This window comes from Vibrio sp. S9_S30, from assembly GCF_014694455.1.
Classification (GTDB): domain Bacteria; phylum Pseudomonadota; class Gammaproteobacteria; order Enterobacterales; family Vibrionaceae; genus Vibrio.
The window spans coordinates 129,475-142,523 of the sequence record NZ_JAAUWT010000009.1 but is presented as its reverse complement, the minus strand read 5'-3'; the positions used below and the strand labels follow the sequence as shown (position 1 = coordinate 142,523).

At 43.8% G+C, this 13,049-nt stretch carries 8 protein-coding genes; 3 read left to right on the top strand and 5 right to left on the bottom strand.

Annotation, left to right across the window (positions count from 1 at the left end; genetic code table 11):
• Positions 1-8: 8 nt before the first annotated feature.
• From HC752_RS12645 to HC752_RS12635, 3 genes are all read right to left on the bottom strand, one after another.
• A complete protein-coding gene (locus HC752_RS12645) occupies positions 9-2,282 on the bottom strand; it encodes a tetratricopeptide repeat protein (RefSeq protein WP_190335523.1) in 2,274 nt (757 codons plus the stop codon).
• A 993-nt stretch (positions 2,283-3,275) separates the two neighbouring features.
• Positions 3,276-4,088 (bottom strand): SDR family NAD(P)-dependent oxidoreductase, encoded by an 813-nt coding sequence (locus HC752_RS12640; RefSeq protein WP_238930511.1) that lies wholly within the window; start codon positions 4,086-4,088, stop codon positions 3,276-3,278.
• Positions 4,089-4,137: 49 nt separating this feature from the next.
• Positions 4,138-4,515, bottom strand: coding sequence for a MerR family transcriptional regulator (locus tag HC752_RS12635; RefSeq protein WP_190335522.1), 378 nt, complete (start codon positions 4,513-4,515; stop codon positions 4,138-4,140).
• Positions 4,516-5,078: 563 nt separating this feature from the next.
• On the opposite strand from HC752_RS12635, the gene HC752_RS12630 reads away from it, so the two are divergent.
• Genes HC752_RS12630 through HC752_RS12620 form a run of 3 tightly spaced genes read left to right on the top strand, consistent with a single transcriptional unit; the run spans position 5,079 to position 9,063 of the window.
• Complete coding sequence (locus HC752_RS12630) at positions 5,079-6,533, top strand: radical SAM protein (RefSeq protein ID WP_190335521.1); 1,455 nt, start codon at positions 5,079-5,081, stop codon at positions 6,531-6,533.
• Positions 6,534-6,559: 26 nt separating this feature from the next.
• Positions 6,560-7,819, top strand: coding sequence for an ATP-grasp domain-containing protein (locus HC752_RS12625; protein WP_190335520.1), 1,260 nt, complete (start codon positions 6,560-6,562; stop codon positions 7,817-7,819).
• Entirely contained in the window at positions 7,813-9,063 is a 1,251-nt protein-coding gene (locus tag HC752_RS12620; protein WP_190335519.1) for an MFS transporter, read from the top strand. Before HC752_RS12625 ends, HC752_RS12620 begins: the two co-directional genes overlap by 7 nt.
• 263 nt (positions 9,064-9,326) lie before the next feature.
• Here the strand turns inward: HC752_RS12620 and copI are convergent, their stop codons facing one another.
• Both copI and HC752_RS12610 read right to left on the bottom strand, forming a co-directional pair.
• Positions 9,327-9,857 carry a copper-resistant cuproprotein CopI gene (gene copI / locus HC752_RS12615; protein WP_190335518.1) on the bottom strand — a complete coding sequence of 177 codons (531 nt, stop codon included), beginning with the start codon at positions 9,855-9,857 and terminating at the stop codon, positions 9,327-9,329.
• Between the two features lie 67 nt (positions 9,858-9,924).
• Complete coding sequence (locus tag HC752_RS12610; RefSeq protein ID WP_190335517.1) at positions 9,925-13,047, bottom strand: efflux RND transporter permease subunit; 3,123 nt, start codon at positions 13,045-13,047, stop codon at positions 9,925-9,927.
• Between the last annotated feature and the right edge of the window lie 2 nt (positions 13,048-13,049).

Here is a 13,049-nt window from a genome sequence, read left to right as displayed (position 1 = left end):
TGTATTGGTTAGTGACAATCAGCGATAAGTTCATCGATCAAGGGGTAAGGGGCGCCTTCAAAGGTCCGGCAATGTTGGAATACGGCTTTGGCGCCATCAACATTACCAGTCCCTTGCAAAATCAAGCCTTTGTTGATCAGATAATCGACATCCTTGTCCATCTCGAATGCTTTGTCGAGATACTCAATCGCGGTCTCAGATTTTCCGATTCTCTCCAGTACAATCGCATAGTTACTGTAGACCTCAGCAGTCACATATGGCTGTGCCAACAGGGTTTGATAGATGTCGGCCGCCCCCCGAACGTCGTCTAGGTCCAACAACGCTAGCGCTTTGATCGACAGCGCCTTACTGTTTTGAGGATCGTAAGACAAAGCCATATTGACGTGGTCAACACAGTCGTCAAACTGCCCTCGCAAATAGCTCACGCGGGCTAATTCACTATGGTTATCCACAAATTCGGGTCGTAACTCAATAGAGCGATGCAAGTCGCACTCAGCCTTGTCGTACTCTTCCATCTGAATGTAAAGACAGGCTCTGTTGTGGTGCGCTTCATAGTATGGCGGACACAGTTCGATGGCCTTGTGGTAGTTTTCGAGCGCCAGTTCATAGTGATCATGATTAGCGTAGAGATTCGCGATGTCGTTGTAATACTCGCCATAGTTCGGATCGAGATCGATAGCCCATTGATAGTACTTTTGGGCATTTTCGAAATCTTTCATAATTTCATACACTTGGCCTGTATTGTAAATCAAAATCGACTGATGCAATTTGTATTTGTCACTGCCATATATGTCTTCCATTTTTGACAGACCATTCACACACAGTTGGATCGCTTCTTCAAAGCGTCCTTGGCGGGCGCGAATGTAAGCTAATGCATTCTCAGCAAACACTTTGAGATAATCGTACTTGGGGTGATCGCAAAAAATCGAATCGATTTTCTCTAAGTTTTGTAGAGCCAGAGCTTCGGCCTTATCCAGTTGTACTGGCACTTGATAACGTCCGTAGGTCATACTCTGAGAATACAGCACCATGGGGGTGTTCATACTCTCAGGAAAGTGCTGATAGAAATCATCCAAGTAAGGAATGGATAATTTAGCCAGCCCCATCGAATACAGAATGAAGGCCATTCTGATATAGACTGAGTTGAAATCTTGGTTCCCATCCCCGAGCGCTCTGAGGTTTTGATCAACGTAATACTTAGAGAAAAAATCAAACCACGTATCGTACAGCCCAATCTCTTGCAACTTAATGGCTATCGGAGCAAGGTACGTCAGCCTCTCAGTCGGATCAGACAGAGAATCAGCGTGAATCACATGGAGGTAGTAAGCATCCGTATTTTCCAATGAGGCCAAAACATCTCGGTGCAAGGTATCCTTAACGTCACTCGTCGAAATCTGATAGTTGCGCGTATCAATCGCACTTTTCGTATGACAGTGCGCTGAAATATAACGCTTTAGCGCATGGTACTTTTCAGCACGACCAATAGACGACAAATAAAAGTCGATGTGCGTATCTAGCGATAGTAAATAATTAATTTTTATACCAGAGTTGGCTATTTTAATTAAATCATCAACAAGGTGATGGTTACCATCTGATAGTTTATAAATAGTACTGATTTCTTCCTTACTATAAGGTGACAATTCAGCACCATAAATATCCATCATTTCTTGGAAAGATATTTTCTCAAATTCAATAGTAGGAACATCAAGTAACTGTATTGGCTTCGAAGTAGACAAAAGAATAATATGAAGGTTCTCTACGCCACCTCGTCGATTGATGGTATTCAAGAATGAATTGATGGTCGGTGAGGCTTGTTCAAATTCATCGATAATCAAATAAGTTGGAGTGGATTCTTCTTGATAAAACTCAACCAAAAACTCGTAGACGCCATTCAATAGCTTTTCTTGAAATTCATGATGGTAAAAGCGTGTACGCTCATCTCGATCAGCGGTATTCGTCAGATCTTTTGTGCCTTTAAACGCTGGCAAAACCAAATCTGGAAACAAGCGGCAAAGGACCTTTTCATACTGCTCTATCAGAGCCTCGCGCCCTTCATGACAGCGAGTGTACACTGTGTTCAGTAGTGCATAAAAACCTGAAAAGTAGCCTTGCTTAAGCTTATTTGCATTCTCAACAATCACGTTATCACCATTCATGTGGTGTTTGATATAATCGTGTATCGTGTCGTGCTTTCCTGCTCCATCCGGCCCAACAACATTAATTAATTTAGAGTGACTTAAATACTCTAAGCCAACAACGTTCCGTCTTATAATTCCCATCATATACCTCCAAAAATAAAATAGGTTGGATTGCATCCAACCTATTATTTCACTATTCCATTATGCTGCTTGATATGGAGTAGTTGTTCTTACTTTCTTGTTTAGTTTTGGTAGTTTTTTCAACATAGATTTCTTCATTGTAATTTCCTTATTTTAAGTTTTGTTTGACTTAGCTTTCTCATAAAGCAAGAACACTATACAAACTAAAAACAATAAAAAAACAATAAAAAAACAATAAAATATAATTGTTAACTACAGTATGAGAAATATCACTTATGCATGCAATTGATTATTGTATTAATTCAGTCTGGTACGTGTCGCACCACAATAATATTGACTTATACCCAACAAATAATTATCAATACTATTTGTAGGGCTTTTTCTTGATTTACGCTGGTGCAAGTTCGCTTATGAACGGTAAGTTCATGTCGGCATCAAAAAAACTCACCATGGCACTGCTATAAGATGCGAGAGGGTTTTAAAAACTTGCGTACGCCTCCTGCGCTAGCGACTCCCCTTATCACTGGGTACTTATCGTGGCGTTCACAATGCATTTGATTCTGGGTATTTCCGTCCCTTTTCGTTTCCATGAAGGTGAGATAAAGCAGCCGATTCGGGAAAAAAGTCCGATGTAAACGCCATAAAAACAGCGATTGATGGCTTGTATTCAGCATCCAATACTCAAACACGTTTCGGGCTTACAGATCATTCACGGCTTTTTACTCTCAAGCATTCAAACTTACTGGCAACCACAATTGCTTACTATGTTGAACGAAAAAACGGATGTATTTGGCTGAGTATCTGCATTCTTTTCTGCCGCTTTGTCTGCTGCATGGATAAAGCGTTCACATCTTTCGTAAAAGGGGCAAGCGAGCAATTTAATTTTTCCATACTGACTCAAACTCCTGAATTTAGGGGGAAGAAAAGGAAACTTGAGTAAAACCGTTTCCATCCTTTCCAATATGCACTCAGTCGTTGTATCAAATAGTCTTGATTTTATACATTCTTCATCGCATTACTGTACATCATTAACACCCCATTTTTAGGCAGAATTCGATTCAAGAAAACGTAGAATTTGTTGTCCAGAAATGGAATCTCTCTAAAACGCCCTTTGAACAAGGCATCCAATCCTTTCTGTGCAACTTTCGCTGGACTGACTCGGTATTTTGCGGCAAATGTCCCCGTGCCAGAGCTCGACTCATCCTTGCCATCGAACGTAAAGAAGCCCGTATCCGTTCGCCCCGGTGACAAGCAGGTGATGTTCACACCTTTGTCTTTCATTTCAACGGCTAAAGCTTCAGTAAAGCTGGCGACATACGCTTTGCTAGCGGCATAGGCTGCCATATAAGGCTGTGGCTGGTAAGCAGCGGTGGACGCTACGTTCATTAGATACCCTTTGCCTTGTGTTGCCATTCGTCTGACAAAGTATTCACTCAAGGAAGTCAGCGCTAGCACATTGACCGACACCATTTGTTGTATTTGTGTCGGTGTGTGCTCGATATGAGGACCATACAAGCCATACCCCGCATTATTAATGGCCACATCGATGGGGTTGGAATAGGCTTCAAGCTGTTGAATCACCTTGGCATGCGTAGCCGGATGGGACAGGTCAGCACAAATGGTTTGGGTGACGCCTTCAATTTGGCGTTCGAGCTCTGCCAGTTTCTGAGGGTTGCGCCCGTGGACGATCAATGTATAGCCTTGTTCAGAAAGGGATTTGGCGAATTCGAAACCAATGCCAGATGTTGCGCCTGTGATGAATGCGGTTTTCATAATGTTGACCTCTGTGTTGTCTGTTGAGGTCTTCATCCTAAAGTCTCCCGTATAGGGGAGAGTCAAGGCTTATTTACCAAAAAATTTATTTATTGCTGTTTTCCAAAAGACACTGATTGTAAAGCTGAACACTGATTTCCAACTCGTCCATCTCTTCGAGCCTTTTTTCCAATTCCGCTTTCTTGATGAGAATATCGGTGCGCTTTTTTTGCAGTTCGGCTTTCAACAAATCCATCGGCACCAAGCCTTCCTGTGTTTTGGCTTTCGCAATGGTTCGAAGCTCCTCTAAGGTGAACCCTAGCCCTTTCGCCACTTTGATCATGCTTAGCACTTGAACATAGCTGTCATCGTAAACCCGATACTTACCATCACGCAGGGGTGGTTTGATCAACGCAATGTCTTCATAATGTCGAATCGCTTTAACGCTGACTCCGGTCTTTTTCGATAGCTCTCCAATGTACACAGCGGATCTTCCTTTTTTAAATGTGACAGAAGTGTAAATAACCTCAACTGAGGTTAAGTAAGAAATCGCCCCTACAATACAAAAGATATTCGCAATAAAACATAAAGTGATGCGAAAACTACCCAAAACCACACTTGAACGTATAAGCGATCTTAAAAAGTACGGAAGGTTATCGCATCAGTCAGACAAAATGCCTGATAAAGCAAGGAGTTATTACCAAAAAAGAGATACGTGAAAATCGAGTAAACCGATGCTCCCTCGCGGCTTTATTAATGATGAGACAGTGTTGCATAAAGGTGAATAGCATCTTAGATCAATGTAACAATTATGTTAAAAAATTACACCTGTCGCATAGAAACTCATTGAAGAGCATTGAATTTGTTATAGAGCTATAGTTTCATACATTAGTGACCTCATATTATTGAATCCACAGCTACTGGTACAAGTAATCGCTAATATCTACTTCTACACGTAATAAATACTCCAATATGAAGTATATGAGACACGGAGAAAAATCCTAATACTTAAAAGTAGTAATAATATAGTTCAAACTGGAAGATACTATGTCAAATTTTAATACGCTACTCAATACTCGTTACTCTCATCTGGCTAGAAATACTATAGACTATTGGATGCTACCTGATCAAAACCAATTTACAGAAAGTGATATTTTAAATGCCATGATGGCATCAAAGCCGACTGAAAACTCAAAATTACAACTCTATTTACATATTCCCTATTGTGCACAGTTATGTTCATTTTGCGCATTTTCGGGAGGGAATAATATAAGCTGGAAAGAAGCAGAGAAATACACTGAACTTTTGATTTGGCAACTTAAAGACTTACTAAAAAAGACAAAAACAGCAGATATAAATATAGAGTCTGTCAACATCGGTGGAGGAAGTCCTGATCTAATAGGTACGCACATGGACACGCTCCTGACCGAGGTCAAACAGCTAAACGGCATGACAGACAATACAGAAATATCGGTTGAATTCACCTTAAGTACAGTAAAGAAAGACTTTATTGATATTTTGGCTAAGCATGAGGTCACCAAAGTCAGTTTTGGCGTACAAACGACGAAGCCTCATCTCAGAAAATACATGAAGCAGCCAGCCAAGTTGAATCACTTGGATAAGGTGATCACAATGCTCGATGGTCGTATCCCAATAGTGAATGCTGATTTGATCACTTGCCTACCCGGTCAAACGCTAGATGATGTCCATGAGGACTTGCAAGCAATGATGAACCACCCTGGTATCAATGCAATAAGTACTTACTTACTCACACCGGGCGCCGCACCAAGTTTATTAGCTGATTTGTCTTCTGGAAAGATCCCACCTCAAGCATCCCCAGATGTACAAGCAAAAATGCGATTGCATTCCTATGCCACGCTGCAGAAAAATGGGTGGGTACGTCGAGGTACCAATACGTACTATGATGCGCATTCTATCCCCAAAGAAATATTGGAAAAGGTGAAAGGCAACGAGTGCATTGGAACGGCAGATGGCGACGATTTCCTAATCGCAGCAGGTGCCCAGGCCATTTCCTCTTTACCTGGTGTACGCATCGAAAATACAGTAGACATTAACCAGTGGATTGAACAAACAGAAAAGAAAAAACAAGCCATATTTTTACCCAAATGCAACGTTAGAAAGCAGGAAGATACTGCACTTTGGGTATTCCCCCTAAGGCATGAAGGATTGTTAAAGTCACAATACAATCGAATGCTAAGGCAAAACGCCATTGATGAAGAGCAGGTAAAAACCTTTAAAGGTTTAATAGAGGAGGGGCTAATTGTCGACTCCGGAGACCGATATGAACTCTCTATACTAGGTGAGGTATTTATGGGGCGTATTGTTTATGATTTAAAGAAGGAGGAAGGAAAACAAACTATTAAAGAATATATAGATGAGGGATATTTACTTGGAAAATTATTAGGTGAAAACAATATTAGAGCAAAAGGTTTTCACAATAATCGCCAGATTGCTACAAAGATCATTGATGAATTTAACTAAGTAATAATATTATCAAGGAATATTCAATGCCTATCAACCGTAGTCGTAAATTTTCTACTGGTGCCATTATTTTATTTAGAGGCACAACACCAATATATGAGAAGTATGCCGAAGTATTCTTACGTTCTTTATTTGAAAATGAATGCCATACCTATTTAATTCATGAATCTTGGAGTGATTTAAATAGTCAGTTATCAGAGCTATGCACAAAAGCATTCCCTACGAATATGAATGATTACACTGCTCTAAAAGAACGCTGTCAAAACATCATTCAAAATCACTCGGTAACAAAAATCATCGCCTTTCACGAATTGGATACGTTTGAAGCCGCCAAGCTTCGCGAAGAACTCAATATATCTGGGCTTTTACCAGAAGATGCGATCCTTTTTCGCAATAAAAATGCCATGCATCAAAGAGCCAAAGAATTGGGGGTCAATACTCCTCCCTGTGTGCTCCCTTTAACCAAGCAATGTATAGAGAAATTTGTCGAATCCGAGCAGTTTCCAATCGTGATCAAACCCTTTGACGGCATGGGGTGCAAGGACACCTATAAAGTCACAAACACACTAGAGTTGGAGAATGTTTGGGCACAGATTCGAAACGATCGACAGTCGTATCGCGTAGAGAAGTTTGTTCACGGAGAGCACTACTGCATAGATGCGATTTTCCACGACGGCGAGGTTAAATTTGAGTCTCTCGCAAAATACACATACAACATCATTGACTATAAAGACACGGAAGAGAAACCGGGGCTTATCACGATTAATAAAGATAGAACCGAAGCTCAAAGCCATATTTTAGAGACCAATCGAAAACTAATGCATGGGTTCAATTTGAAAACGGGCATTACTCACAACGAGTTCTTCTTAACGGAAGACGGTGACGTTTATCTGGGGGAATGTGCAGCTCGGTTTGGCGGTGGTCCTATCGTCTCCATCTTAACTTACGCGTCAGGTATGAACGTTATTGACATATGGGCAAAGGCGGAACTCGGTAAACCGCAAACAGAGCGCTGGACAAACGATATCACTGTCGGCGCAGAATACCTGACCACTCATCAATACGGAGAAGTGAAGTACGTTTCGGACGTTCAGGCACTCAGCGAACTGACTGAAGTCTTAGAGGCGGAGATTTGGACAAAAGTAGGCGATGTGATTCAACCACCTACAGATTGTTCACAGGTACAAGGTTTTTACGTGTCTTATGGGGATAGCGAACACAATGTCCATACTGACTTCAAACGAATCAGAGCGTTATTTTCCATCGAGACGGATACACCATGTTAGATTCGCCCATTTTTAAGTTAAATAAGCAGCTGTACGTTCTCTTTTCGGCCAGTTTAATCAATCGGCTAGGTACGTTTGTATTTCCATTTTTCAGCTTGTATTTGGTTAACGAGAAGGAAGTCTCCCTAGTGGCGTCTGGGACAATTTTGTCTCTTGGTGCAACAGGGCTAGTTGTTGGCGCCATGCTATCGGGTTACTTGGTGGATAAAGTGGGTGCTAAACCCGTTCTCGTCACTGCGTTAATAACGAATATCGTGGGATATTTTTTGTTAACCTTCAGCTATGATCATGCTTTTTTCTATGCCCTTCCTCTTTTTATTGGTTTAGTTGGTATGTCAATGTTTGGTCCTGCCAACAACCTGCTGATCGCACAACTTTCAACACATGATGAACGCTCACTGTGCTACACACTGAACTACCTTTGTATCAACATCGGCATGGGGCTGGGTCCACTGGCAGCGAGCATGCTAATGACCTATTCGTTTCATCTATTGTTTTACGTAGATATGGGGACGTCACTGATATGCGCTTTGATTTTGGCTTTCTATACATTCGTACCACTTTCAAACGAAGCCATCAGCGATAACTCAAAAAACGAGGGTTCGGAGCCAGATATCTCCAACCCTGCCTCTTCACTGAGTTATTGGAAAGCCGTGCGTACCCAGCCAATTCTTGCACTTATTTGTATCAGCAACTTACCTCTCATTTCATCTTTGTTTGCTCTTGAATATATGGTGCCGTTATTGGTCAATAACATTTTCATGTCGGCAACACTGTTTATGGGACTGGTATACAGTTTGAACAGTGCCATTATCTTAATCGGTTCCCTGCCGCTCAATCGCATCGTGTCGAAAATGAAAATCCATCAAGCCTTAGCAATATCGTCTCTGTTATGGTCGAGTGGATTATTCATGATTTATTTGGGTTTCTCGGTCAATTGGCTATTGGCCAGCGTTGTCGTTTGGACACTTGGTGAGATCGTCATTTCTATTTCTTTACCCTCACATATCTCTACGCATTCCCCTGAAAACTCAAAGGGGAAGTTTATGGGCATCAATGAAATGGTCGGAAGCATTTCTCGTGTGCTGACTCCAATATGCATTGGCGCATTATGGCATAGTGTGGGTGTCGAGAACGCACTACTGTGGGTTGCACTTTTTCCTCTAGTTACTTTGGGAATCGCCATCTGGGTATTTGTTAGCGATAGACAATCTGACATAAACAATGCTTCTGCTGTCTCTTAAATGCCCCCTCCGATCTCAAGCTTTTACTGTGACGTAAAGATCCCATTGTGAGAAATTCAACAGCATTAGGATGGCTAGCAAGCTATAAGATGGCTTCCGGTTGGGTAGCCATCTTACAATCTCAGGTAAAATTTACATTGTAAATTGAAATATGCAGTCTCGACAAAAGCCGACGTTTTCAAATAAAGACGTAGACGCTATTGATGAACAATGTGGATAAGAAAAATGAGCCATCTCTTGCTCTTTTTCCTAACTCAATACCTTTATAGTTCGATAGACTTCACCATGCCCGCTTCGTAGTGCCCCGCGATGTTGCAGGCAAACTCCACATTGGTGTCACCGTGAAAGTGCCAAGTCAGTTGCTTCGCCTTACCGGGCTTAACCGTTACAGCGCTTCCCGAATCATGTGCATGCATTCCTTGTTCTTTCATCATGGTGCGATGCTTTTTCTGCTCGGCAACCGATCCAATCGCAAATTCATGCTCAATCTTTCCTGTATTGACCACCACAAACTGCACGACATCATTCGGCTCAATATCCACCTCTTTTTTGAACTTAATCGTCATGTCGTCGCTTAAAATGACGTGAACGACCTTATTGGGTTTCGCTCCTTTAGCTGGCATACCCACATCGGACATACCTTCCATGTTCATCATATTGGAGTGATCCATTTGTGAGTGATCCATCTTTGAATGGCCCATCTTGGAATGATCCATCTTTGAGTGATCCATACCTTCAGCGATAGCGCCCGATGCAACCATACTTAGAGCCAATGCAATCATTGATTTTTTCATCTGAATTTCCTTTTATTTCGAATTAAATTTGAATTCAGGATTACCCACAAGTAATCCTGAATTTGGATTACTTGCGCAGTTCGCTTTGCTTCCATAACTTAAAGATAGCGGGCAAAACCAACAACGTGAGAAGCAACGCCGAGGCCATACCGCCGATCATTGGGGCGGCAATCCGCTGCATGACTTCGGAACCTGTGCCATCGCCATACATGATCGGTATCAAACCAATGATGACCGTCAGCACCGTCATCATTACAGGTCGAACGCGCAACCCTGCCCCTTCTCGAATGGCATTGGTCAGGTCGTCTTTGGTTAATGCCGCCTCTGTTTCCGCTGCATCTACCTTTTTGTAATGCCAGGCTTGGTTGAGGTAAACCAGCATGATGACCCCAATCTCAACCGCCACTCCTGCTAGCGCGATAAAGCCAACCCCAACCGCAATGGAGAAGTTGTAGCCGAGGTAATGCATCAACCATAAACCGCCCACCATAGCAAGAGGCAGCGTCAGCATGATGATCAACACTTCTCCTATACGGCGGAAACTGAAATAGAGCAGCAGCATGATGATGGCAATGGTGATCGGTACAACCACACTCAAACGCTCTTTCGCCCGCTCCATGTATTCGTATTGCCCAGACCACGCCAGTGAATAACCCGCAGGAAGTAACAGTTCACTCCCCACGACTTGCTGTGCTTCAGCGACATACGAACCCAAATCGCGACCTTCGATGTCCACAAATACCCAGCCGTTCGGGCGAGCATTTTCCGTTTTGATCATTGGTGGACCATCTTCATAACGGATGTCGGCCACATCGGCGAGAGCAATACGCGCACCACTTGGGGTGACCAAAGGCAGGTTTTCTAGCATCTCGACCGAATTACGATACTCCTGAGGGTATCGAACATTGATCGGGTAACGTTCCAACCCTTCTATGGTTTCACCAACGTTCATTCCACCGACAGCCGTTGAGATCACCCGTTGAACGTCTTTAATGCTCAAGCCGTAACGTGCGGCCGAACGGCGCTTAATGTCGATGGTGACATAACGCCCACCTGCCACGCGTTCCGCGTACACCGAAGCCGTGCCTTGAATGCCGTTAAGAATGGGTTCAAGCTGCGCACCAATTTTCTCAATGACCTTAAGGTCAGGACCTGCGATCTTGATGCCGATCGGGGTTTTAATGCCTGTCGCCAACATGTCGATACGCGTTTTGATCGGCATAACCCACGCATTGGTTAAGCCAGGGAATTGAACCAAATTATCCAGTTCTTTTCGCAGTGATTCGCTGGTTACCCCAGCACGCCATTCGGACTTTGGCTTAAACTGAATCACGGTTTCGATCATGGTTAGAGGCGCTGGATCGGTCGCGGTTTCCGCACGACCAATCTTGCCCCATACGGTGTGAACTTCTGGCAGGGTTTTGATCAACTTATTGGTTTGCTGCAAAATTTCGCGCGCTTTACCAATCGAGATCCCCGGATAGGTTGTTGGCATGTACATCAAATCGCCTTCATCCAATGGGGGGATAAACTCGCTACCCAATTTGCTCATTGGGTAATAAGCCGAAGCCATCAGCCCGAGCGCCAAAACGATCATGGTTTTAGGAAAACGCAAACTGATCGTCAGCAGCGGCTTATAAAGCGCCACCAACCCCTTATTGATTGGGTTCTTGTGCTCTGGCAGGATATTTCCTCGAACAAAATACCCCATCAAAACAGGCACAAGTGTGATCGCTAATCCTGCCGATGCCGCCATGGCGTACGTTTTAGTGAAGGCAAGGGGCGAGAACATTTTCCCTTCCTGACCTTCAAGGGCGAACACGGGAACGAAGCTCAATGTGATGATGAGTAGCGAAAAGAACAGCGGCGCACCGACTTCCTCTGCCGCCTTACCAATCACCTGCCAACGATTATTATCGTTCAATGGGGTGCGTTCGATATGTTTGTGTACATTCTCGATCATGACGATGGCACCATCCACCATGGCACCAATCGCAATGGCTATCCCGCCTAATGACATGATGTTGGCGTTAATGCCCTGCCAGTGCATCACCATAAAGGCTGAAAGAATCCCAACAGGTAGGCTCAGCGCGATCACTAACGAGGAGCGAATGTGAAACAGGAACAGTGCACAGACAATCGCCACCACAATGAACTCTTCCGCTAACTTCTTCCAAAGGTTTTCAACAGCGGCATTGATCAAAGTAGAACGATCGTAGGTTGCCACGATTTCTACCCCATCAGGCAGGCTGCGTTGAAGTTCTGCGAGTTTGATTTTCACGTTGGCAATGACTTCACTGGCGTTTTCGCCAAAGCGCATCACAATGACGCCACCTGTCGCTTCACCCTCACCATTGAACTCCGAAATGCCCCGACGCATTTGTGGTCCTAGGTTAATGTCGGCGATGTCGCCCAGCAGCAAGGGGGTGCCTTTTTTGGTGACTTTCAGAGGCAGTGATTGAATGTCTTCGATACTGCTCAAATACCCCGTCGTGCGTACCATGTGTTCGGCTTCCGCCACTTCAATAACCGATGCGCCAGACTCCTGATTGCCGTTTTGAATCGCCATGTTCACCTGCTGTAAGGTCAGGTCGTAGGCTCGCAATTTGGCTGGGTCTATTTGGATCTGATACTGCTTAACCATACCGCCTACCGTGGCAACCTCTGACACCCCTTCAACGGTTTGCAATTCGTATTTCAGAAACCAGTCTTGCAGGCTGCGTAATTGCGCCAGATCATGCTGTCCGGTTTTGTCTTGCAGCACATAGCTGTACACCCAACCGACACCTGTTGCGTCTGGTCCTAATGTGGGTTTTGCATTGGACGGTAAGTTAGGCGCCACTTGGCTAAGGTATTCCAGCACGCGTGAGCGCGCCCAATACATGTCGGTATTGTCATTGAAAATGATATAAACGTAGGAATCCCCAAAGAAGGAATAACCGCGCACGGTTTCTGCCCCAGGAACCGCGAGCATTGCCGTAGTCAGCGGGTACGTCACCTGATCTTCGACCACTTGCGGGGCTTGTCCGGGATAGCTGGTTTTGATGATCACCTGAACATCAGACAAATCAGGAATCGCATCCACAGGCGTGTTTTTCACGCTGTATAGCCCACCCAAAACCAACGCCAACGTCGACAGTAACACCAGTAAGCGATTGTTGATGGACCAACGAATGATTGCATTTATCATAC